This window comes from Ewingella sp. S1.OA.A_B6, assembly GCF_049889095.1.
GTDB lineage: Bacteria > Pseudomonadota > Gammaproteobacteria > Enterobacterales > Enterobacteriaceae > Ewingella.
The window spans coordinates 81,352-105,560 of record NZ_JBLJFK010000012.1 but is presented as its reverse complement, the minus strand read 5'-3'; the positions used below and the strand labels follow the sequence as shown (position 1 = coordinate 105,560).

19 protein-coding genes are annotated in these 24,209 nt (G+C 52.4%); 13 read left to right on the top strand and 6 right to left on the bottom strand.

Features of this window, described 5'->3' with window-relative positions; genetic code table 11:
* Positions 1 to 150: 150 nt before the first annotated feature.
* Entirely contained in the window at positions 151 to 1,302 is a 1,152-nt protein-coding gene (gene argE, locus ACMV8I_RS17995) for an acetylornithine deacetylase (protein WP_498866568.1), read from the top strand.
* A 294-nt stretch (positions 1,303 to 1,596) separates the two neighbouring features.
* Positions 1,597 to 4,245 carry a phosphoenolpyruvate carboxylase gene (gene ppc, locus ACMV8I_RS17990; RefSeq protein ID WP_498866567.1) on the top strand — a complete coding sequence of 883 codons (2,649 nt, stop codon included), beginning with the start codon at positions 1,597 to 1,599 and terminating at the stop codon, positions 4,243 to 4,245.
* Between the two features lie 86 nt (positions 4,246 to 4,331).
* Here the strand turns inward: ppc and metF are convergent, their stop codons facing one another.
* The 3 genes from metF to metB form a co-directional block, all read right to left on the bottom strand.
* Positions 4,332 to 5,246, bottom strand: a complete 915-nt coding sequence (metF, locus tag ACMV8I_RS17985; RefSeq protein ID WP_498866566.1) for a methylenetetrahydrofolate reductase — start codon at positions 5,244 to 5,246, stop codon at positions 4,332 to 4,334.
* 252 nt (positions 5,247 to 5,498) lie between these two features.
* Positions 5,499 to 7,934, bottom strand: a complete 2,436-nt coding sequence (locus ACMV8I_RS17980) for a bifunctional aspartate kinase/homoserine dehydrogenase II (RefSeq protein WP_498866565.1) — start codon at positions 7,932 to 7,934, stop codon at positions 5,499 to 5,501.
* Positions 7,935 to 7,936: 2 nt separating this feature from the next.
* Positions 7,937 to 9,097, bottom strand: coding sequence for a cystathionine gamma-synthase (metB, locus tag ACMV8I_RS17975; protein ID WP_498866564.1), 1,161 nt, complete (start codon positions 9,095 to 9,097; stop codon positions 7,937 to 7,939).
* Between the two features lie 327 nt (positions 9,098 to 9,424).
* Here metB and metJ point away from each other — a divergent pair, with 327 nt between their 5' ends.
* Positions 9,425 to 9,742, top strand: a complete 318-nt coding sequence (metJ, locus tag ACMV8I_RS17970) for a met regulon transcriptional regulator MetJ (protein WP_004392248.1) — start codon at positions 9,425 to 9,427, stop codon at positions 9,740 to 9,742.
* A 146-nt stretch (positions 9,743 to 9,888) separates the two neighbouring features.
* On the opposite strand, the gene rpmE is transcribed toward metJ, so the two are convergent.
* Positions 9,889 to 10,101 (bottom strand): 50S ribosomal protein L31, encoded by a 213-nt coding sequence (rpmE, locus tag ACMV8I_RS17965; protein WP_188474934.1) that lies wholly within the window; start codon positions 10,099 to 10,101, stop codon positions 9,889 to 9,891.
* Between the two features lie 204 nt (positions 10,102 to 10,305).
* On the opposite strand from rpmE, the gene priA reads away from it, so the two are divergent.
* From priA to rraA, 7 genes are all read left to right on the top strand, one after another.
* On the top strand, positions 10,306 to 12,501 hold the full coding sequence (gene priA, locus ACMV8I_RS17960; protein WP_498866563.1) for a primosomal protein N': 2,196 nt from the start codon (positions 10,306 to 10,308) through the stop codon (positions 12,499 to 12,501).
* 247 nt (positions 12,502 to 12,748) lie between these two features.
* Positions 12,749 to 13,777 (top strand): DNA-binding transcriptional regulator CytR, encoded by a 1,029-nt coding sequence (gene cytR, locus ACMV8I_RS17955; protein WP_498866584.1) that lies wholly within the window; start codon positions 12,749 to 12,751, stop codon positions 13,775 to 13,777.
* A 98-nt stretch (positions 13,778 to 13,875) separates the two neighbouring features.
* Positions 13,876 to 14,775, top strand: coding sequence for a cell division protein FtsN (ftsN, locus tag ACMV8I_RS17950; RefSeq protein ID WP_498866562.1), 900 nt, complete (start codon positions 13,876 to 13,878; stop codon positions 14,773 to 14,775).
* Between the two features lie 112 nt (positions 14,776 to 14,887).
* Positions 14,888 to 15,418, top strand: coding sequence for an ATP-dependent protease subunit HslV (gene hslV / locus ACMV8I_RS17945; protein WP_498866561.1), 531 nt, complete (start codon positions 14,888 to 14,890; stop codon positions 15,416 to 15,418).
* Between the two features lie 12 nt (positions 15,419 to 15,430).
* Positions 15,431 to 16,765, top strand: a complete 1,335-nt coding sequence (hslU, locus tag ACMV8I_RS17940) for an ATP-dependent protease ATPase subunit HslU (protein ID WP_498866560.1) — start codon at positions 15,431 to 15,433, stop codon at positions 16,763 to 16,765.
* Between the two features lie 98 nt (positions 16,766 to 16,863).
* Positions 16,864 to 17,790, top strand: coding sequence for a 1,4-dihydroxy-2-naphthoate polyprenyltransferase (locus ACMV8I_RS17935; protein ID WP_498866559.1), 927 nt, complete (start codon positions 16,864 to 16,866; stop codon positions 17,788 to 17,790).
* 110 nt (positions 17,791 to 17,900) lie between these two features.
* Complete coding sequence (gene rraA / locus ACMV8I_RS17930) at positions 17,901 to 18,386, top strand: ribonuclease E activity regulator RraA (RefSeq protein WP_463739203.1); 486 nt, start codon at positions 17,901 to 17,903, stop codon at positions 18,384 to 18,386.
* A 76-nt stretch (positions 18,387 to 18,462) separates the two neighbouring features.
* Here rraA and zapB read toward each other — a convergent pair whose 3' ends face one another.
* On the bottom strand, positions 18,463 to 18,702 hold the full coding sequence (gene zapB / locus ACMV8I_RS17925; RefSeq protein WP_498866558.1) for a septal ring assembly protein ZapB: 240 nt from the start codon (positions 18,700 to 18,702) through the stop codon (positions 18,463 to 18,465).
* Between the two features lie 581 nt (positions 18,703 to 19,283).
* On the opposite strand from zapB, the gene ACMV8I_RS17920 reads away from it, so the two are divergent.
* The 3 genes from ACMV8I_RS17920 (at position 19,284) to glpX (ending at position 22,888) form a co-directional block, all read left to right on the top strand.
* Positions 19,284 to 20,144, top strand: a complete 861-nt coding sequence (locus ACMV8I_RS17920; RefSeq protein WP_498866557.1) for an MIP/aquaporin family protein — start codon at positions 19,284 to 19,286, stop codon at positions 20,142 to 20,144.
* Between the two features lie 45 nt (positions 20,145 to 20,189).
* Entirely contained in the window at positions 20,190 to 21,713 is a 1,524-nt protein-coding gene (glpK, locus tag ACMV8I_RS17915) for a glycerol kinase GlpK (RefSeq protein WP_498866556.1), read from the top strand.
* Between the two features lie 164 nt (positions 21,714 to 21,877).
* The gene (gene glpX / locus ACMV8I_RS17910; protein ID WP_498866555.1) at positions 21,878 to 22,888 is read left to right on the top strand and encodes a class II fructose-bisphosphatase; all 1,011 of its coding nucleotides are present in this window, start codon (positions 21,878 to 21,880) and stop codon (positions 22,886 to 22,888) included.
* 70 nt (positions 22,889 to 22,958) lie between these two features.
* On the opposite strand, the gene emrD is transcribed toward glpX, so the two are convergent.
* Positions 22,959 to 24,143, bottom strand: a complete 1,185-nt coding sequence (gene emrD / locus ACMV8I_RS17905) for a multidrug efflux MFS transporter EmrD (protein WP_498866554.1) — start codon at positions 24,141 to 24,143, stop codon at positions 22,959 to 22,961.
* Between the last annotated feature and the right edge of the window lie 66 nt (positions 24,144 to 24,209).

Below are 24,209 nucleotides of genomic sequence, written 5' to 3'. Positions count from 1 at the left end.
GCGTTATACGCCGTTCACCCGCGAGATTTTCAACCATTTCGTTTTACAGGGCCGGTAAAACTTCCGGTTTCCTTACGCTCTGGTTTATTGTATTTTTATTCACATAAACTGCATGAATATGAATACTACCCTAACTAAAGGCTGTCAACAATGAAGATGAAATTACCTCCTTTTATTGAGCTATACCGGGCATTAATCGCGATACCCTCGATCAGTGCTACAGACAGCGCATTGGATCAGAGTAATGAAACCTTAATCAATGTGTTGGCTGGCTGGTTCCGCGATCTCGGTTTTAAGGTTGAGATTCAATCGGTGCCCAACACCCACAATAAATTCAATATGTTGGCAAGCATAGGTGAAGGCGCAGGCGGCTTGTTATTGGCAGGTCATACCGATACGGTTCCTTATGACAATGGCCGCTGGACCCGCGACCCTTTTACCCTGACCGAACACGAAAATAAGCTGTACGGTTTGGGTACAGCAGACATGAAAGGTTTCTTTGCTTTTATCCTCGATGCACTACGTGATATCGATACCAGCAAACTGACTAAACCGCTATATATTCTGGCAACCGCCGATGAAGAAACCACCATGGCCGGTGCCAGCTATTTTTCCAGGAATACCGCAATTCGTCCGGACTGCGCGATCATCGGCGAACCGACGTCCCTGAAACCGGTACGTGCGCATAAAGGCCACATCTCGAATGCGATACGCATAACCGGTCAATCCGGTCACTCCAGCGACCCTGGTCGTGGCGTTAATGCTATCGACCTGATGCATGAGTCGATCACCCAGCTGATTGGCCTACGTAATACGCTGAAACAGCGTTACAACCACAGCGGTTTTGTTATTCCTTATCCAACCATGAACTTCGGCCATATCAGCGGTGGTGACGCGGCCAATCGCATCTGTGCCTGCTGCGAATTGCACATGGACATCCGCCCGCTGCCGGGACTGACGCTCTCTGACCTTGACGGTTTGCTTCAGGAAGCGCTGGAACCGGTAAGCAGCCGCTGGCCGGGCCGGGTGGCCATAGAAGCGTTACATCCACCGATTCCTGGATATGAATGTCCGCCGGACCACCCGTTGGTTCAGGTAGTGGAAAAGTTGCTCGGCGTGGAAACCGAGATCGTCAACTACTGCACCGAAGCGCCGTTCATTCAGGAACTCTGCCCGACGCTGGTGCTTGGCCCCGGTTCAATAGAACAGGCGCATCAGCCAGATGAATACCTTGATACTGCATTTATCAAACCAACCCGCGAGTTGATCACACAGGTTGTGAACCATTTCTGCTACCACTAATTCTGTATTTCCAAGGCGACAGAAACAAACAGAGTACCTGCGGGTGTCCTTTGATACTGTACAAAAGCGCGATTAGCCAAACTGATATGTGGCTGGTGATGATGAAAATTCAGTGAATTTGCCTAAAACACCATTTTTCTAGTGAGGGAATGGGCATTTTTGCGGTAAAACAGGTGCTGTTTTTGAAAATGTGATCACGTTCGCAGCGTAAAAATGAATTATGGCGAAAGCGTCTAACGGGTGATGTTTATTTACAAAATATAATTTTAAATATGAGAACGGGTCAGAGGCGATATGAACGAACAATATTCCGCAATGCGTAGTAATGTCAGTACCTTAGGGAAACTGCTTGGCGACACGATCAAAGATACGCTGGGAGAGCAGATCCTTGACCGTGTTGAGAAAATTCGTAAGTTATCCAAATCCTCACGTGCCGGTAATGATGCAGATCGTCAGGAGTTGCTTTCCACGCTGCAAAATTTGTCCAACGATGAACTGCTGCCTGTGGCCCGTGCTTTCAGCCAATTTTTGAATTTAACCAATGTTGCTGAGCAATATCACAGCATTTCGCCACACGGCGAAGCCGCGAGTAATCCGGATGCACTGGCGCAACTGATTGATCGTTTGAAGTCCAAAAATCTGACTTCCCAGCAACTGCGTGACGCGGTTGAACAACTTTCCATCGAGCTGGTGTTAACCGCACACCCGACCGAAATTGCCCGCCGGACACTGATCCACAAACTGGTCGAAGTGAACAGCTGCCTAAAGCAACTCGACCATAACGATCTGGCTGACTACGAACGCAAACAGATCATGCGCCGTCTGCGCCAGCTGATCGCCCAGTCATGGCATACCGATGAAATCCGCAAATATCGTCCGTCTCCGATTGATGAAGCCAAATGGGGTTTTGCGGTAGTTGAAAACAGTCTTTGGGAAGGCGTTCCTGCTTTCTTGCGTGAATTCAACGAACAACTGGAAACCTCGCTCGACTACAAAATGCCAGTTGAGGCCGTACCGGTGCGCTTCACATCATGGATGGGCGGCGACCGCGACGGCAACCCAAACGTCACCGCCGACATCACCCGCCACGTGCTACTGCTGAGCCGCTGGAAGGCCACTGACCTGTTCCTGCGCGACATCGCGGTACTGGTTTCCGAACTTTCCATGACCGAGTGTACACCAGAGTTGCGAGCACTCGCCGATGCCGAAAGTGAGACTGAAGCTTACCGCGTGATTATGAAACGTTTGCGTACTCAGCTACTTTCCACCCAAGCCTATCTGGAAGCGCGTCTGAAAGGCGAGCGCATGCCAGCCCCGCATGATTTACTGGTGAACAATGAGCAGCTTTGGGAGCCGCTATACGCGTGTTACCAGTCGCTGCAAGCTTGCGGCATGGGCATTATTGCTAACGGCCAGTTGCTGGATACACTGCGCCGCGTGCGCTGTTTCGGCGTGCCGTTAGTACGTATAGATATTCGTCAGGAGAGCACCCGTCATACCGACGCGATTGCCGAGATCACCCGCTATCTGGGCCTTGGTGACTACGAAAGCTGGTCAGAGTCTGACAAACAGGCATTCCTGATCCGCGAACTGAATTCTCAGCGTCCACTGGTGCCGCGTTTCTGGGAGCCAAGCGAGTTCACCAAAGAAGTGCTCGACACCTGTCAGGTCATCGCCGAAGCGCCGGAAGGGTCAATTGCCGCCTACGTGATTTCGATGGCAAAAACCCCGTCAGACGTGCTTGCGGTACATTTACTGTTGAAAGAGGCGGGCTGTCCGTTCGCACTACCCGTCGCACCGCTGTTCGAAACCCTAGACGACCTGAACAATGCTGATTCCGTCATGACCCAATTGCTGAGTATCGACTGGTACCGTGGCTGTATTCAGGGCAAGCAGATGGTGATGATCGGTTATTCCGACTCCGCGAAAGATGCGGGCGTAATGGCAGCATCATGGGCACAATACCGCGCGCAGGATGCGCTGATCAAAACCTGTGAGAAAGCCGGTGTTCTGTTGACGCTGTTCCACGGACGCGGCGGCTCGATTGGTCGCGGCGGCGCACCTGCCCACGCGGCACTGCTGTCACAACCGCCGGGCAGCCTGAAAGGCGGCCTGCGCGTGACCGAACAGGGCGAGATGATACGTTTCAAATTTGGCCTGCCTGAAGTCACTATCAGCAGCCTTGCGCTCTATACTGGTGCGATTTTGGAAGCCAACCTGCTGCCACCTCCGGAACCTAAAAAGGCCTGGGTGGATATCATGGAACAGCTGTCTGACGTATCCTGCAACATGTACCGCGGCTATGTGCGCGAAAACAAAGACTTCGTGCCCTATTTCCGCGCCGCAACGCCGGAGCAGGAACTGGGGAAATTGCCATTGGGTTCACGCCCGGCAAAACGTAAAGCCAACGGCGGCGTCGAAAGCCTGCGTGCTATTCCCTGGATCTTCGCCTGGACGCAAAACCGCCTGATGCTGCCTGCCTGGTTAGGCGCAGGTGCCGGTCTGCAAGCCGTGGTGGATGCAGGTAAACGCGATGAGCTGGAATCTATGTGCCGCGACTGGCCGTTCTTCTCAACCCGCATCGGTATGCTTGAAATGGTGTTTGCCAAGGCCGATCTGTGGCTGGCGGAATACTATGATCAACGCTTGGTGGATAAAGAACTTTGGCCGCTCGGACAAAAGCTGCGTGAGCAGTTGGCAAACGATATTAAAGTGGTATTGGCGATTTCTAATGATGACCATCTGATGGCCGATCTGCCGTGGATTGCCGAATCTATCGCGCTACGTAATGTCTATACTGATCCGCTGAACGTCCTGCAGGCTGAATTGCTGCATCGTTCGCGTCAGCTGGAAAAAGAGGGCCAAACGCCTGATGCTCGTGTTGAACAGGCGCTGATGGTGACTATCGCAGGTGTGGCAGCAGGTATGCGTAACACCGGCTAGCAGAACGACAAAAACAAAAAACCGGCGATTATGCTGGTTTTTTTTCGCCTGATATTTATGTCAGAAAACGTTGTCTGAAGAGAGGATTAGACCACGGCGCGGATCGGCGCAGCGGCTTCCGGACGAACACCCAACGTATGGCAGATAGCGTAGCTCATCTCGGCGCGGTTGAGGGTGTAGAAATGGAAATCCTTCACGCCTTCACGGCTGAGGATTTTCACCATGTCCATTGCGATATTGGCACCCACCATTTTGCGGGTTTCGGCGTCATCATCCAGTCCTTCAAACATGCTGGTCATCCAGTTTGGCACGCGTACGTTGGTCATGGTGGCAAAACGGGTCAACTGTTTAAAATTCGACACCGGCAGAATGCCTGGGACGATCTCCACGTCGATGCCCTGCCCGGCGCAGCGATCACGAAAACGCAGATAACTTTCGACGTCGAAAAAGAACTGAGTAATGGCACGGTTGGCACCGGCATCGATTTTACGTTTAAGATTAATCAGGTCAGCCTGAGCGCTTTTGGCTTCTGGGTGAACTTCCGGATAAGCCGCGACTGAGATATCAAAATCACCCACGCCCTTCAGCAAATGCACCAGATCGGTGGCATAAAGGTCAGGTTTACCGCCACCCGGGGGTAAATCACCACGCAGCGCCACAATGTGTCGAATACCGCTCTGCCAATAATCTTCTGCAATTTGAATCAGCTCTTCGCGACTGGCATCAACGCAGGTCAAATGCGGTGCAGCTTCCAGACCAGTACGATCTTTAATTCCTTTAATGATGCTGTGCGTCCGGTCACGCTCGCCTGAGTTAGCGCCGTAAGTGACAGAAACAAATTTTGGCTTGAGGCTGCTTAGACGATCGATTGAGCTCCACAACGTATCTTCCATTTCGCTGGTACGCGGCGGGAAAAATTCAAAAGAGACGTTAATCTGGCCTTGCAGCTCGGCCAGATTCTGGTTCAATGCTTCGCGCTGGTTGGCGTGGAAAAAACTCATGCTCTCTACCTCGTGGCTCACTTCGTTGTATATAATAAGCGTCTAGACGTCTAAACGTATGGATAGACAATGAAGGAAGTCAGCAAAGCTGTCAACGGCAAACATGCATCCGCATATGATTAATCTTCACTCATATTGAGGGAATTTCACGTTCCCCATCCCAACCTTCCTCTCGTGAGAGGGGAAGGAGCCGAACGAACCACTTTCAGGTTTGGCTTTTAGCTGCTCCCCCGGCGAAGGGGAGCAGAAGAATTATAGCAATTGCGTCAGCCGGTTAAGGTCAGATTGTAACGCGCCAGCGGTGACATCACGTCCAGCACCTGGCCCGCGTATCACTAACGGGTTGTCGCGATACCAGCGGCTTTCGATGGCAAATACGTTATCGCAAGGCAGTAATGACGCTAGCGGATGGTCGTCGCGCACGGCTTCAACACCAACTCGCGCTTTGCCGTTCGCATCAAATCTCGCCACGTAACGCAGCACCAGTCCCATTTCCTGTGCCGCCTCCAGACGTTGCAGCATTTGCTGATTCAGTGCGTCTCCGTCTTCAAAGAACTGATCTACTGAGCCGATTTCACAGCCGAGCGGCACCAGAGACTCAACTCGCACCTGGGTAGGTTCGATATCATAGCCCGCTTCACGCGCCAAAATCACCAGTTTACGCATCACATCCTGACCAGACAGGTCGACCCGTGGATCCGGTTCCGTTAGCCCTTGCTGCCAGGCTAAATCCACCAGCTCGGTGAAAGGCAGCGTGCCGTCGAATTGCAGGAACAGCCATGACAAAGTGCCGGAGAAAATCCCGCTGATCGCCAGAATGCTGTCGCCGCTGTCGCGCAGGTCACGCACCGTATGGTTGACCGGTAAACCGGCACCGACGGTGGCGTTATACAGCCAATGGCTACCCGTTTTGGCGAAGGCGTCACGGATCTGACGGTACTGATTGCTGCTGGACGCACCAGCGACTTTATTGGCGCTGATGACGTGAAAACCATAGCTGGCGAAATCCAGATACTGATCGGCCAACTCGGCACTCGCGGTGACGTCCAGCACCACTAAATCATCATAGGGATGCGCCCGCATCCACAGAAACAGAGACTCTTCATCATGGTCCTGCGCTTCATTGTCAAAGAATGCTAGCGCGCGGCTGGCATCCAGCCCGTCATAACTCAACAGGCTGCGTTTACTGTCCACAACGCCTGCCAGAAAGAATTCAAAACCGCTGCGGGCGGAAATGTTTTTTTGTTCACGGGCAAAGAGTTCGAGCCAGCGTGAACCGATGTTGCCTTTGCCGAACAACATCAGGCCGATACGTTTTTCCGCGCGGAACAGCGTGTTGTGTAAACCCTGAACCAGATGTTCGGTCGGCCCAAGGCGGAGTACCGCCACCAGACTGATGCCATCTTCTGCCTGCCAGATAAATTCGACCGGTTGATCTTTCAATTCCTGATAAAAACGGTGACTGTGCAGCGGGTTCTTACAGACACCAGCACCCACCAGTGCCACCAGTGCCAATCCTTCGCGTAACGATAAACGACCTGGCAAGCCTGCTTCTTCCAACGCCTGCAAAGCACTGCCGACCACTTCCGAGGTGTAGCAGAGTTGTAGCAGGTTACGATCGGGATGAATGCCGGTAGCCAGCGGTTTGACCTGAGCACGCTTAAGCAGCAGTTGGACATCTTTATAGGCCAACTGGAAGTCGTGTTGCGAAGGGATAACAATCTCAATCAGGCAGATGTCATCATGACTGGTGACGATTTTCGCGCCGGTCCCGGAGGCCAGCACGCGTTCAATACGGGTTGAACCCTGTTCCGGCTGATAGCTACAGCGCAGTTGCAGGTCAATATCGCTGCCGGAAACGGGCTGCAGAGTTCGGGTATGCAGAACCGGTGCGGCCAAACGGGCCAGTTCACTGGCTTCATCAAGACGTAATAAAGGCAGCAAACAAGCATCTTTTACTTTGCGGGGGTCAGCGCTGTAAACCCCAGCGACGTCGCTCCAAATGGTGACACGGTTGACGCCTGCCAGCGCGCCAATCTGCGTGGCAGAGTAGTCACTGCCGTTACGGCCCAGCAGCACCGTTTCGCCCGCTTCGTTACGCGAGATAAAACCTGTCACGACCAGATATTGCTGTGGATGCTGCGCAAGAAGTTGTTGCAATAGCGGGTATGAACGCCCTTCATCGACCTGAGGTTGGGCAGCGCGTTCTGCACGCAGAAACTCACGCGCATCAAGCCAGGCAGCCGGCAGATCTTTCATTGCCAGCAGCGCGGCCATCAGGCGTGCAGACCAGACTTCACCATGCCCGACCACCTCGGCATACACCGCCTCGGTGATGTTGCCATCCAGCAAAGTCGCCAGACGTTCGAGATCCTGGATAAATTTTCCAATAAGCGGTTCTGCCATTTCCGGTGGCAGAAGACCGGCGATCAGATCACTTTGATAACGGCGCAAGGCCTGCTGAACCTGATGCGCCGACAGGCGATCGGTCTGGCTGAGCTTGAGCCAGCTGATCAGCTGGTTAGTGGTGCTGCCTGCTGCAGATACCACCATTATGTCGCCCGGGTTACCGTACTCGGCCATGATCCCGACCACGCGCAAGTAACATTTCACGTCCGCCAGACTGCTACCACCAAACTTATGCAACTGCCGGCTTCCCGCCGGTGCTGCTACCGCTATTGCATTCATACTTACCTCGTTACCGCCGCCTGGAATGCGTGCTCCAGATCGGCAATCAAATCTTCGCTGTCTTCAAGACCGACAGAAACCCTGAGCAGGCTGTCAGATATCCCGGCGGCTTTACGCGCCTCCGGTGCCATGCCCGCGTGGGTCATGGTCGCCGTGTGGGAAATCAAACTCTCAACACCGCCCAGCGATTCTGCGAGGGTAAACAGCTTCAATTCGGAGAGGAAATGCCGCAAATGGGCTTCATCTCCGTCAAATTCAAAACTAATCATAGCGCCAAAGCCATACTGCTGGCGGCAGGCAATCTCGTGCCCTTGGTTCTCTGGCAGGGAAGGATGATACAGCTTTTTCACCAAGGGTTGTTGCTGTAAATAAGTAACAATGGCCAGCGCATTTTCCTGCTGTTGTTTTACGCGTACCGTCAACGTGCGCAGCCCGCGAAGCAGCAAATAACTGTCAAAGGCAGCACCAGTCACGCCAATGTTATTGGCCCACCAGGCAAGTTCTGTTGCGTGCTCAGCCGTTTTGGCAATCACCGTTCCGGCGACAACGTCAGAGTGACCATTCAGATATTTAGTACAAGAATGGACCACTAAATCCGCACCAAGTTTCAACGGTTGCTGCAGCACCGGGCTGAGGAAGGTGTTATCGACGACGGTCAGTGCGCCGGCAGCGTGCGAGGCATCGCAAATCGCCTGAATATCCACAACCCGCAGCAGCGGATTACTTGGCGTCTCAATCAGCACCAGCTTAGGCTTTTCAGCCAGTGCAGCGGCCAGCGCCTGCGGGTTTCCCTGATCGACGAACAGCACACGGTAAGCACCGCGCTTGCTCAGGCTGTCAAACAGACGGTAGCTACCGCCATAACAGTCATGAGGCGCAACCAGCAGATCGCCGGGCTTGAGAAACACCGTGCACACTAAATGAATCGCAGACATACCACTGCTGGTCATCACCGCATCCGCTCCGCCTTCGAGATCGGCCAGGGCGCGCTGAACGACGTCACGCGACGGATTTCCGCGTCGTGAATAGTCATGGGCTCTTGGCTGATTAAAATCTTCGAAATTGTAGGTGCTGGAAAGATGGATCGGGGGAACGACACAGCCATATTGCTGGTCATTGTTCAGGCCACTGCCGACTACAATTGTCGCTTGCTTGAGCGTCATAGTTGTTTCTTCCTGCCAGGATGCTGAGGATGGGTGATCAAGATTAATCGCTGCCAGTATAGACGTCAATACATCTGGACATCTAAACTTCTTTGCGTATAGATTGAGCAACAGGGCAATACCCGCTAAAATTATAGCGTTATCAGTCTCAGAGTGTTCAGGTAGTACGTAGACAGACCAGCACGTGAACCGAATGAATAGCACAGCGCACATTTCTCTGATATTAACCGGTCCCTGAGGGACATTTATTTAGTGAGATCAGCGAAAATCGGGCATAATCCCTCGGTTTTCAGACTATTATTTTTTTTGATAAATTTAAGGTGTCCCATGGCTGAGTGGAACGGCGAATATGTCAGCCCTTACGCTGAACACGGTAAGAAAAGCGAACAAGTTAAGAAAATTACGGTATCCATTCCGCTGAAAGTCCTCAAAATTCTCACCGATGAACGCACCCGTCGCCAGGTGAACAACCTGCGTCATGCGACCAACAGTGAATTGTTGTGTGAGGCTTTCCTGCACGCCTTTACCGGTCAGCCTTTGCCGAATGACGAAGATCTGCGCAAAGAACGCAGTGATGAAATACCGGAAGCGGCGAAGATCCTGATGCGTGAACTGGGTGTGGATCCTGATACCTGGGAATATTAGACGATGCAATGAACAGCCTGTGCGCTCCCTCGTGCAGGCATCATTGGCTGTGAGAACGGCCCGCCCGATCAATAAAGTGACGTTTTGACTGAATAACAGGCAACAAAAAACCCGCCGAAGCGGGTTTTTTTGCTCTCAAACAGCGATTACTTGCTGCTTGGCATGCTGAAACGCTTGTTGAAGCGGTCAACACGGCCACCGGTAGCGACTTCACGTTGCTTACCAGTGTAGAACGGGTGGCATTCGCCACACACGTCTAGGTTCAGATCGTGACCCACAGTTGAGTGAGTTTTGATAACGTTACCGCATGAGCAAGATGCAGTAATCTCTACGTATTTAGGGTGAATACCTTGTTTCATGGAAACCTCTTCTTAAGGCCGCGTCGCTATCCAACCCTGTTTTGTCGGACACCACGCGTAGTAGTGGATGATTAGGCTTTGATGCGAAATGCATCAAAGGCGGCGAATCATACAGAATCTAACTGGGCCGCGCAATGATGTTCATGCATTTCGAGTGGCGCAGTGTACACTATCTCGTCATTTTTTTAAAGTCTGGACCCTCTGATGCCTGTTGCCCACGTTGCGCTACCCGTTCCGCTCTCCCGCACATTTGACTATCTCTTACCTGAAGGGTTGCAGGTGGTGAAAGGTTGTCGCGTCAGCGTGCCTTTTGGTAAACGCGACGCAATTGGCATTGTGACGGGCATCAGCGAGACCAGCGAATTCGGTCTTGATAAACTTAAAGCAGTGCGAGACGTTCTCGATTCATCCAGCCTTTTTACCCCAGATTTGTGGCGCATTCTTCTTTGGGCGACGGAGTATTACCACTTTCCGCTGGGCGAAGTGCTGTTTCATGCCCTTCCCGTCTTGTTGCGCCAGGGAAAGCCTGCAGAACTGACGCCGTTATGGCAATGGTTCGCCACCGAACAAGGGCGAGCTACCCCGCTCGACAGCCTGAAACGGGCAGCCAAGCAACAGCAGGCCATGGCGGCGCTGATGCAAGGTGGGGTTTATCGCCATCAGGTGAATGACCTCGAACTGACCGACGCAGCCCTTCAGGCACTGCGTGCCAAAGGGCTGGCAGATTTGCGCAGTATCGCGCCCGCCACCCAGGACTGGCGAAAGGATTTCACCATTATCGGAGAACGCCTGCGGTTGAATACCGAACAGGCCACCGCCGTCGGGGCGATTCGCAGCGAAGATCAGCAATTCTCCGCTTGGTTGCTAGCGGGCGTTACAGGTTCAGGAAAAACAGAAGTTTACCTGAGCGTGCTGGAAAACATTCTGGCGCAGGGCCGTCAGGCATTGGTGATGGTGCCGGAAATAGGCCTGACGCCACAGACGATTGCCCGTTTCCGCGAAAGGTTTAGCGCCCCAGTCGATGTTCTGCACTCCGGGTTGAATGACAGTGAGCGTCTGGCCGTTTGGCTGCGCGCACGTAATGGCGAAGTCGGTATTGTCATCGGCACGCGCTCTTCCTTATTTACGCCTTTTGCGCGGCTGGGCGTGATTATTATTGATGAAGAGCATGACGGCTCCTATAAGCAACAGGAAGGCTGGCGTTACCATGCTCGTGATTTAGCGGTTTTTCGCGCGCACGAAGAAAATATTCCAATCATCATGGGCTCCGCAACGCCCGCACTGGAAACACTGCATAACGTAGAACTGGGTAAATATCGCCAACTGAAGCTGACCAAACGTGCTGGTAATGCAAAACCGCCACAACAGCATCTGATAGACCTGAAAGGTATGCCGCTGAAAGTTGGCCTTTCGCAACCGCTGATCCAGCGTATGCAGCAACATCTGAAAGCTGACAATCAGGTAATGCTGTTCCTTAACCGCCGTGGTTACGCCCCCGCGCTGTTATGCCATGAGTGTGGCTGGATAGCCGAGTGTCAGCGCTGCGATCACTACTACACGCTGCATCAGAATCAGCGTCAATTACGCTGTCACCATTGCGATAGCCAGCGCACCGTTCCTCATCAATGCCCGGATTGTGGCTCTACGCAGTTGGTCTCCGTCGGCGTAGGCACTGAGCAGCTTGAGCACGAACTGGCACCGCTCTTTCCTGACACGCCCATCACCCGCATCGACCGAGATACCACCAGCCGCAAAGGCTCACTGGAACAGCATTTGGCGGAAGTGCATCGCGGCGGTGCCCGGATCCTCATCGGCACACAAATGCTGGCCAAAGGCCACCACTTCCCGGATGTCACGCTGGTGTCACTGCTTGATGTCGATGGTGCTTTGTTCTCGGCCGATTTTCGTTCTGCTGAACGTTTCGCTCAGCTTTACACGCAGGTTTCAGGGCGGGCGGGCCGTGCAGGTAAGCAAGGCGAAGTGGTGCTACAAACTCACCACCCCGACCATCCGTTGCTGAAAGGGTTGCTTGAGCACGGCTACGACGCCTTTGCCAGGCAAACGCTGGCAGAACGCAAAAGCGTGTTTTTACCGCCTTACACCAGCCACATATTGATTCGTTCGGAAGATCACGACAATCAGCAATCTGCGCTATTTTTACAGCAGCTGCGTAATTTATTTGAGGCCAGCCCGCTGAAAGATGAATCTCTGTGGATTTTAGGCCCGGTCCCCGCACTGGCGGCCAAGCGTAATGGTCGCTTCCGCTGGCAACTGCTTTTGCAGCATCCATCCCGCCGCATTTTGCAGCATTTGATTAAAAGTTCTCAACCTTTGATTGCAAATTTACCGCAGTCAAGAAAGGTGAAATGGACGCTGGATGTTGACCCCATTGACAGCTGATATACGAAAGACCTCATGTTTTCTGCATGATGGATCGAAAAAAAAGCATCTGGGTCACACTTTTCATGCAAATTAGGTAACAAATCCTAACCACAAACTGTTTAGAATGTGATGAGCTACGCAGCCTCTGTAAGCCGGACGCGCTAAGCGACGGATTAATACAGGTTGAATCTCAGGGAACCAGGGTAGCGTTGAGGATGAATTCATGTTGTCGAATCAGAATGATGCAGTTGCAAGGAGAGGGGCGTTGGACGAAAAGAAAGAGTTAGCCGCCGCCACCATGAAAGATGTGGCAGAAATGGCAGGTGTTTCGACAGCGACAGTATCTCGCGCATTGATGAATCCAGAAAAAGTATCGGCCACAACCCGCCAAAAAGTGGAACTGGCCGTCGTCGAGGTCGGCTATTCTCCTCATGCGCTGTCTCGCAACCTGAAACGCAATGAATCCCGGACTATCCTGGTGATCGTTCCGGATATCTGCGATCCCTATTTCGCTGATGTGATCCAGGGGATCGAGCGTACGGCCGCTGAGAATGGTTATCTGGTGTTGATCGGCGACTGTGCGCAGCAGAATCAGCAGGAAAAAACCTTCATCAATCTGATTATCACCAAGCAGATCGACGGCATGCTGTTGCTCGGGTCTGATTTGCCTTTTGATGCCAGCAAAGAAGAGCAACGCAATTTACCTCCCATGGTGATGGCAAATGAATTCGCACCAGAACTCGAATTACCCACCGTGCATATCGACAATCTGACTGCTGCCTATGAAGCCGTACATTACCTGATTGGTCTGGGCCACCAGCGTATAGGGTGTATTGCCGGACCAGACAACATGCCGCTATGCCAGTACCGGTCGCAGGGATACATTCAGGCTTTACGCCGTAACGGACTGATGGTGGAAAGCAGCTATACGGCAAAAGGCGATTTCAGTTACGAATCAGGTGCATTGGCGCTTGCCGAACTGATGAGTCAGCCGGTGCCACCGACGGCTATTTTCTGCCATAACGACGTCATGGCAATTGGTGCCATGTATCAGGCGAAGAAAATGGGTCTACACATCCCGCAGGATTTATCGGTTGTCGGCTTTGATGATATTAAACTTAGCCAGTACTTCGATCCTCCGTTGACCACCGTGGCACAGCCAAGATTCCAGCTTGGGCGTCAAGCCATGTTATTATTACTTGAACAGTTGTACGGCAATACAGTACATAGTGGCTCGCGTTTGCTGGAAAGCGAACTGATCGTCCGTGGCAGTACTGCTGCCCCCAAGCGCTGATAAAATGTTTCTACTTCAGCAAGTTTTCTTTTCAGTAAAGGTTCAGGGTTGAGTAACATGACGCACTTCTCTCATTACAACGACACAGCGAAACGATAGTGGCACAAAGAGACTATGTAAGCCGTGGGCGCTCTGGAGCGCGGCGGAAAAGTACCAGCCGGAAGAAAAAAAGCAGTTCCCCGATGATCTCCAAAACCATGGTGGTATTAGCCGTTGCGGTCTTGGTGGTGTTTATCGGTGGTCTCTATTTTATTACGCACAACAAAGCTGAAGATGCTGCGATTCTGCCGATGCACCCTGTACGGCCTGGCAACGGCTTGCCGCCTAAACCGGAAGAACGCTGGCGTTACATTAAAGAGTTGGAAAACCGGCAGATGGGTGTCGCTGCGCCAACCGAGCCAACTGCCGGTGGTGAAGTACAGACGAAAACCCAACTGACGCCGGAGCAGCGTCAATTACTTGAACAGATGCAGGCCGATATGCGCCAGCAGCCAACCACCCTGTCTGAGGTACCGTATAACGACCAAACTCAGGGTGCTCATAGCGCGCCTGTTCAACGGCAGACCACCAGCCAGCAGCCTTATATTCAGCAACAAACTACACCAAAAAATATGCAGCAAACTGCTCCGGCTCAACCGGTTCGTGCACCGCAGACTCAGCCAGTTCAGCCAAAACCAAAAGAGCAAATACCACAGCAGACTCAACAACCGGCGGTGATCACTCAGGCAGTGCCAGAGAAGCCAAAGGATAAACCGAAAGAGCAGGAAAAAACTCAGAAGTTTATGGTGCAGTGTGGTTCGTTCAAAGGTACAGATCAGGCTGAATCTCAGCGCGCAAAACTGGCATTTGAAGGCTTTGAAGGCCGGATAACCACCGGCGGTGGCTGGAATCGTGTTGTCATAGGCCCTTACAATAATCGCTCAGGTGCCGATGGCACTCTGTCACGCCTGAAGAGCGCAGGTATCTCCGGCTGCATTCCCCTCACTACCGGGGGTTGAAAACCCGTTTTAATCCCCAATCTATTAATTCAATATGCCTCGTACACTTGTGTGACACCTTGGTCTCACACAGTGCGCGGGGATCTTTTCCGTCTGCAACGAGGAACTGCTCGTGACAACAATTGTAAGTGTACGCCGCAACGGCCAGGTCGTTATCGGTGGTGATGGTCAGGCCACATTGGGAAATACGGTGATGAAAGGCAACGTGAAGAAAGTACGTCGCCTGTATCATGACAAAGTCATAGCCGGTTTCGCGGGCGGCACCGCTGACGCTTTCACGCTGTTTGAGCTGTTCGAACGCAAGCTGGAAATGTATCAGGGCCATCTGGTGAAAGCCGCTGTGGAACTGGCAAAAGACTGGCGCACCGACCGCATGCTGCGCCGTCTCGAAGCACTGCTGGCCGTCGCCGATGAAAATGCATCCCTGATCATCAGCGGCAACGGTGACGTGATCCAGCCAGAAAATGACCTGATTGCCATCGGTTCCGGTGGTCCTTACGCTCAGGCCTCTGCCCGTGCGTTGCTGGAAAATACAGAACTGAGCGCCCGCGATATCGTTGAGAAATCACTCAGCATTGCGGGTGACATCTGTATCTACACCAACCAATTCCACACCATCGAAGAATTGTCTTCTAAAGCGTAAGGATCGAAAACTATGTCTGAAATGACCCCGCGCGAGATAGTCAGCGAACTAGACAGCTACATCATTGGCCAGGACAAAGCGAAGCGCGCCGTTGCCATCGCTCTGCGTAACCGCTGGCGTCGCATGCAGCTCGACGAAGCGCTGCGCCACGAAGTTACCCCAAAAAATATTCTGATGATCGGCCCGACCGGTGTTGGTAAAACAGAAATTGCTCGCCGTCTGGCAAAGCTAGCTAACGCGCCGTTCATCAAAGTTGAAGCGACCAAATTCACCGAAGTGGGTTATGTCGGTAAAGAAGTGGATTCCATCATCCGTGACCTGACTGATTCCGCCGTGAAAATGGTACGTATGCAGTCCATCGACAAGAACCGTCACCGCGCCGAAGAACTGGCAGAGGAGCGTATTCTTGATGTATTGATCCCACCAGCGAAGAACAATTGGGGCCAGGCCGACGAAGCGCAGGAGCCCTCAACTGCGCGCCAATCTTTCCGCAAGAAACTGCGCGAAGGACTGCTCGACGACAAAGAAATTGAAATCAATGTTGCAGCCGCTCCAATGGGTGTCGAAATCATGTCTCCACCAGGTATGGAAGAGATGACCAATCAGCTGCAATCCATGTTCCAGAACATGGCAGGCCAGAAGCAAAAACCGCGCAAAATGACGATCAAAGAAGCCTACAAGCTGCTGGTCGAAGAAGAAGCGGCCAAACTGGTAAACCCGGAAGAACTTAAAGAACAGGCGATCGAAGCCGTTGAACAACACGGTATCGTGTTCATCGATGAGATCGACAAAATCTGTAAGCGCGCCGGTCAGAATTCAGGTCCAGACGTATCACGCGAAGGCGTCCAGCGCGATCTACTGCCACTGGTGGAAGGCTGTACGGTGTCGACCAAGCACGGCATGGTCAAAACGGACCACATCCTGTTTATCGCCTCCGGTGCATTCCAGACGGCCAAACCATCAGACTTAATCCCAGAATTGCAGGGCCGTTTACCGATCCGCGTTGAATTACAGGCACTGTCTACCGAAGACTTCGAACGCATTCTGACCGAGCCAAGCGCATCGCTGACGCATCAGTACAAAGCACTGATGGCAACAGAAGGCGTTACTATTGATTTTACCACCGATGGTATCCGCCGCATTGCGGAGGCCGCATGGCAGGTTAATGAAACTACCGAGAACATCGGCGCGCGTCGTCTGCACACCGTTCTGGAACGTTTGATGGAAGATATCTCCTATGACGCGAGTGAAAGTCACGGTATCTCCATAAACATTGATGCAGATTATGTTAGAAGCCACCTTGATCAACTGGTAGCAGATGAAGATCTGAGCCGATTTATCTTATAATTCGCTCATACGTTCCGAAAGAGATCCATAGGGAGGCGTTTGCCTCCCTGCTTTTTTTTTAGATTTCGGACTGACTGTTCACCTGAGCGAATCCATCTATGAGTACTATGACTCCCTGCACTCCGACGACGCCCGCCCGCGCCTGGCTTGAAAGCCTGCGTCCCAAAACGCTGCCCCTGGCTTTTGCTTCTATCGTCATGGGCTCGGCCATTGCCAGCCTGCAAGGCGTTTTTCATCCATTGACCGCGCTGCTGGCGCTGCTCACCGCTGGGTGTCTACAAATTCTGTCGAACCTGGCGAATGATTACGGCGATGCAGAGAAAGGGAGCGACACACCGGACCGCGTCGGACCCTTGCGAGGAATGCAAAAAGGGATGATTACGACCGCACAGATGAAGCGCGCCATTATCTTGACCATCGTGCTGACCATTATCTGCGGTATCGCGCTAATCGCGGTGGCGTGTAACAAACCGAGCGACGTCGTCGGCTTCCTGATCCTTGGCCTGCTGTCGATTGGCGCCGCGATAACCTACACCGTCGGCACCCGCCCTTACGGTTATATGGGCCTCGGCGATATCTCAGTGCTGATTTTCTTTGGCTGGATAAGCGTTGCCGGTACGTTCTATTTGCAGGCAGGATATTTCGACTGGATCGTGATGCTGCCAGCGACGGCGACGGGTTTGCTGTCAACCGCAGTACTCAATATCAACAATTTGCGCGATATCGACACTGACAGCGCCAACGGCAAGAACACCCTGGCGGTGCGTCTCGGGCCGGTGAATGCGCGTCGTTATCACACCATTATTCTCACTGCCGCCACGTTATGTCTGACGATATTCTCCGCTGCCCATTTGCACCACTGGACTGGCTGGCTATTCCTTCTGGCGCTGCCGATGCTGGCAATCCACGTCCACCGCGTGAATAAAGCCAAAACATCGATGGAAGTGCGTCCTTTATTGGAACACATGGTAAAAGCGGCATTACTGGCTAACGTGCTGTTTGCGTTAGGCCTATTGCTCAGTTAACAGGCGGTGCGCAGTTCATACGGCTGGCAAAATATAACAATTGATGATTTTGCCAACACACTTCAGAAAGGGATATACTGAATACTCATGCAGCAACCAGATGAAATCCTATGAAATACGATACCTCCGAACTATGCGATATCTATCACGAAGAAGTGAATGTCGTTGAACCCTTGTTCTCCAACTTTGGCGGACGTACTTCATTTGGCGGGCAGATCACCACGGTGAAGTGCTTCGAAGACAATGGCTTGCTCTATGACCTGCTCGAGCAGAACGGTTTAGGCCGCGTGCTGGTCGTTGACGGTGGTGGCTCGGTGCGTCGCGCATTACTCGACGCTGACCTGGCTGCACTGGCGCTGGAAAACCAGTGGGAAGGCATCCTGATTTATGGTGCTGTCCGTCAGGTGGATGACTTGCAAGACCTTGATATCGGCATTCAGGCAATGGCTGCGATCCCTGCGGGTGCCGCCAGTGAAGGTATTGGCGAAAGTGACATCCGCGTAAATTTCGGTAGCGTGACTTTCTTCACCGGTGACCACTTATATGCTGATAACACCGGCATCATTTTGTCTGAAGACCCGCTCGATATTGAGTAAATCATCTCTTGTGGCTGGGACAGCCCATTAAAAAAGGACGCCGCGGCGTCCTTTTTTAATGGGCCAAAGTCGGGATTCAGACTTCTTCCATTTTACCCAACAGCGCACGCAGACGATCCTGCCATACGTGTTGTTCATCTTTCAGCTGTGCATTTTCACGTACCAAAGACTCATGATTACCGCTGGCATGCTGAACTTCCTGAGAAAGCGTGTTGTTCTGCTCTTTCAGCTCTTCAATTTCCATCTGCAGCAAGGTAATGGTATCAATCGCTTGCTGAACTTTTGCTTCTAATTTCTCAAATACTTCAAATGACATTCTTCGGTCCCCTTATGTTCGCAAGGCGCACATCTTGTAAGTTCTGCCGCATCATCCGGATACGGCTCAAAAATTCTCGCACCGCGCAGATTTTCCTGATATTTCCTGAAGAAAATGCCGTAAAACCCGTCGATGTCTTGAAACACGATTGTATGTAGCCAGTCTTGCCGTGTCTAGCAACATACCTAACCTAAACGCAGTCTGTTGCAATTTTATCGTCAAAACTATCAGCAAATGCTTAAAAAGCACGAGTTGTCGCGAGAATCGCAGGCTAATTTCGCATAACGTTGCCCAGATGCGACGAATAGAACGCCGGCAGAGCGAGAATCAAATAATGAGGAATAAACCGGACTCAAGACCGCTTTCCAGGAGAGAGTGAATGCACAACACACTCGAAATCGCTCATTTTTATGACACAACACGCAAAATTTGATTTCGCTATTTCTCGTTTATGCTCGTTAACGATAAATTCACATTACGTTCTCATTTGATGATGAACGTCTTATTCCGATTACGTTCCAATACTTCTAGTAAGAAAAAATATAACTAACCCTTAACATCATCCTTTATAGGATCCGACTATGAGCCAAACCATGAGTTCCACATTAAAAGGTCAGTGCATCGCTGAGTTTCTGGGCACCGGGCTTATTATCTTTTTCGGTGCAGGCTGCGTTGCCGCGCTGAAGCTTGCCGGGGCAGTTTTTGGTCAGTGGGAAATCAGTATCATCTGGGGGTTGGGTGTGGCGATGGCCATTTACCTAACTGCAGCGATTTCTGGCGCTCACCTTAATCCAGCAGTTACCGTCGCGCTTTGTCTGTTCGCACACTTTGAAGGACGCAAAGTTCTGCCATACATTCTCGCGCAGGTTGCCGGGGCCTTTTGCGCCGCAGCACTGGTTTACGGCCTTTACTACAATCTTTTCTACGATTTTGAACAAACTCACCACATGGTACGCGGTAGCGTAGAAAGCTTAGATCTGGCCGGGGTTTTCTCAACTTATCCAAATCCGCATATAAGTGTTTTCCAGGCATTCTTAGTTGAAACGGTGATCACTGCGATTCTGATGGCCTTAATTCTCGGCCTGACAGATGACGGCAACGGTATTCCACGTGGCCCGCTGGCACCTCTTCTTATCGGTATTTTGATCGCGGTTATCGGTGCGTCAATGGGCCCGTTAACCGGCTTTGCACTGAACCCGGCACGTGACTTCGGTCCGAAGGTATTTGCCTACTTCGCCGGCTGGGGTAAAGTCGCCTTCACCGGCGCCCGCGATATCCCTTACTTCTTGGTGCCTATCTTTGGTCCGCTGATTGGGGCATGCCTTGGCGCCTTCGGTTATAAAGCGCTGATCGGTCGCCATCTACCGTATGAAATTCACGACGCAGAAGAAGCAGCAGCAGAGGCGGCCGCCCAGCAGTCAGCCAAACAACGCAAAGCCTGATCGGCTAAACCGTTCCACAGCACTCTAATTCGTAGGAATATTATTATGTCAGCAGATACGACTCACGAAAAAAAATATATCGTCGCGCTGGACCAAGGTACCACCAGTTCCCGCGCAGTGGTCCTGGACCACGATGCCAATATTATCAGTGTGTCACAGCGTGAATTCGCGCAAATATATCCAAAATCCGGTTGGGTAGAACATGACCCGATGGAAATCTGGGCTTCGCAAAGTTCCGTATTGGTTGAAGTACTGGCGAAAGCCGACATCAACTCAGACCAGATCGCCGGTATTGGTATTACCAACCAGCGTGAAACCACCATCGTGTGGGAAAAAGAGTCCGGCAAACCGATTTATAATGCCATCGTCTGGCAATGCCGTCGCACAGCTGATATATGTGAAAAGCTGAAGAAAGACGGGATGGAAGAGTACATCCGTAACAACACCGGCCTGGTGGTTGATCCGTATTTTTCCGGCACCAAACTGAAGTGGATCCTCGACCACGTTGAAGGCTCTCGTGAGCGCGCAGAACGCGGCGAGCTGCTGTTTGGTACTGTTGATACTTGGCTGGTATGGAAAATGACCCAGGGACGCGTTCACGTTACAGATTACACCAACGCCTCGCGTACCATGATGTTCAACATTCACAGTCTGGAGTGGGACGAACGTATGCTGGAAGTACTGGATATCCCGCGCGCCATGCTGCCGGAGGTCCGTTCTTCTTCTGAGATATATGGCCAGACTAACATCGGTGGTAAAGGTGGCACGCGTATTCCTATCGCGGGTATTGCCGGCGATCAGCAGGCCGCGCTCTATGGCCAGCTGTGTGTTCAACCGGGTATGGCGAAAAATACCTACGGCACCGGATGCTTCCTGCTGATGAACACCGGCACAGAAGCCGTAATGTCTAAAAACGGTCTGCTGACTACCATTGCCTGCGGTCCGCGAGGCGAAGTAAACTATGCGCTGGAAGGTGCGGTATTCGTCGGGGGTGCGTCAATTCAGTGGCTGCGCGACGAGCTGAAACTGATCAGCGATGCGACCGACTCCGAATATTTCGCCACCAAAGTGAAAGACACCAACGGTGTTTACGTGGTGCCGGCGTTCACTGGCCTTGGCGCACCTTACTGGGACCCGTATGCCCGTGGCGCGATCTTCGGTCTGAGCCGTGGCGCCAACAGTAACCACATTATTCGTGCAACGCTGGAATCTATCGCTTATCAAACCCGCGACGTACTGGATGCAATGCAGGCCGATTCCGGCACCCGTCTGCAATCCCTGCGCGTTGACGGTGGCGCTGTCGCCAACAACTTCCTCATGCAGTTCCAGTCTGACATTCTCGGCACCCGTGTTGAACGCCCTGCCGTGCTGGAAGTGACGGCACTGGGTTCCGCATTCCTGGCGGGCCTGGCCGTGGGGTTCTGGAATGACCTCGAAGAAGTACGCAGTAAAGCGACGATTGAACGCGAATTTCGTCCGAGCATCGAAACGACTGAACGTAATGTACGCTACAAAGGCTGGCAAAAAGCCGTTGCCCGTGTGCGCTCATGGGAAGATCACGACGAATAATAATCCAATATTGACCGCCGAATTTGGCAGCCAACACCACATTGCAAACTCCCCTTAATGGGGAGTTTTTTTATGGGATCGCGGTGACAGACCCCTGTGCTAAAATCAGCGGCAGAGATGAGCGTTTGCCTCACCCCCCTTCCTTTCATCAAACGGATTTATCAATGAAACGTGAATTAGCTATCGAGTTTTCCCGCGTGACCGAAGCCGCCGCTCTGGCCGGTTATAAATGGCTGGGTCGCGGCGATAAAAATCTCGCCGATAACGCCGCCGTACAGGCGATGCGTATCATGCTTAATAAAGTCGATATCGACGGCAAAATCGTGATTGGCGAGGGCGAAATTGATGAGGCGCCAATGCTCTATATTGGTGAAAAGGTCGGAACCGGCAACGGTGATGCCGTAGATATCGCCGTAGATCCTATCGAAGGCACCCGCATGACCGCCATGGGTCAGTCCAATGCCCTGGCCGTGCTGGCGGTGGGCGACCAAGGTTCCTTTCTGAATGCACCCGATATGTACATGGAAAAAATCGCCGTCGGTCCTGGTGCTAAAGGCGTGATTAATCTGGATCTCACATTGGCTGAAAACCTTGTCAACGTGGCGAAAGCGCTGAGTAAACCACTGAGTGAACTGACGGTGGCTGTACTGGCAAAACCTCGTCATGACAACGCAATCCGTGAAATGCTGCAATCGGGGGTGCGGGTGTTTGCCTTTCCTGATGGTGATGTCGCAGCGACTATTCTGACCTGTATGCCAGAAAGTGAAGTGGATGTGCTTTACGGTATTGGTGGTGCGCCGGAAGGAGTGATTTCAGCCGCCGTGATCCGCGCGCTAGATGGTGATATGCAGGGCCGTTTACTGGCGCGTCATGACGTAAAGGGCGATACCCCTGACAACCGCCGCATCGGTGAGGAAGAGCTGACGCGTTGCAAAGCGATGGGTATCGAAGCAGGCAAAGTGCTGATGCTGGATGATATGGCACGCAACGATAACGTGATTTTCTCCGCCACCGGTATTACCAAAGGTGATTTGCTGGAAGGCATAAGCCGCAAGGGCAATATGGCCACCACCGAAACGCTGCTAATCCGTGGGAAATCACGCACTATTCGCCGCATCCGCTCCACGCACTATCTCGATCGCAAAGATGCAGCCCTGCATGAGTTCATAATCTGACAGGTTGCAGAAAGCAGAGCCACCGTGGTTCTGCTTTTTTATGCGCTTATTCGAAATGATAAATGCACGACTAAATCGTATGTCCCTGCTCCTGCTGTCGATTTGCCATCGGCCACCAACAAAGTAATATCAGCATGGCCATGCCAAACATCAGCAAGCCCAAGCTGAACTGGCCGGTTTGCGACAACATGGCTGACATCCACGCCACAATACCCGAACCGACGTTCTGCATTCCGCCCACCAACGCACCTGCCGCTCCCGCCAGATAAGGGAAAGGCTCCATTGCGCCAGTCGTCGCCAACGGGAATAACATCCCAGCACCGAAAAAGAATAAGGATGCGGGCACGATGAGCGTCCAGATGTTCATCACACCGAGCCAGCCAGGGATCCACATCAGTACGCCCGCCAACAGACAGCTGAATACCGAGTGCCACATTAATTGCTGAAAACTTTTCTCCGAACGGCCAGCATGCCAGGCTCCAAAGAAAGCGGCAGGAATAGGTAAAATAAACAGAATACTGACAGTCATGGCACTCAGCCCCAGCACACCGCCCATCAATACGCCGCAGCTTGCCTCGAACACCGCCACACCGGCAAGCGCACCGACCAACATCACCAGATAGCGGGTAAAGTTACCGTCCGTCAGCAGCAGGCGCAGGCTGCTCAGCATGCCGCGCGACTCATGACTCACCGGACGGGTTTCCGGTAGCCAACGATACATCGAAAATGCCACACCTGCGCAGAGAACCAACAGGAAGCCAAAGCTGGCACGCCAGCCCAGCCAGGCGGAGAGCACACCTCCAATGAGAGGAGCAATCAACGGGCTGACCAGAATACCCATATTCAGCAAGCTGTTAGCCTGACGCAATGCGCCGCCGCTGTATAAATCACGCGGCATGGTGCGGGCCATCACGCCAGCAACGCCGGTGCCCATGCCTTGCACTGCGCTGGCGATAATCAACAGAGCCAGGCTTTGTGCCATCATGGCCGTCGCCGCACCCACCAGGAAAATCATCATGCCAGTGAGGATCACCGGTTTGCGGCCGACTTTGTCTGACCATGGGCCGTAAATCAGCTGCGATGAGCCGTAAGCGATCAAATAAGCCGCCATCACCCGCTGCACCGCACCCGGTTTAACCGACAAACTCTGCGCCATATCCACGATACTCGGCACATAGATGGTTTGGGCCATCTGCCCAACGGCTACCAGCAAAATCAACATCACAAGCAGGTGAATATTTTCCAGTTTTTTCATTTTTCAGTTCATTAATCAATCAAATCGCCGTATGTCAGTATAATTAACCAATATTGACGCAGGGAG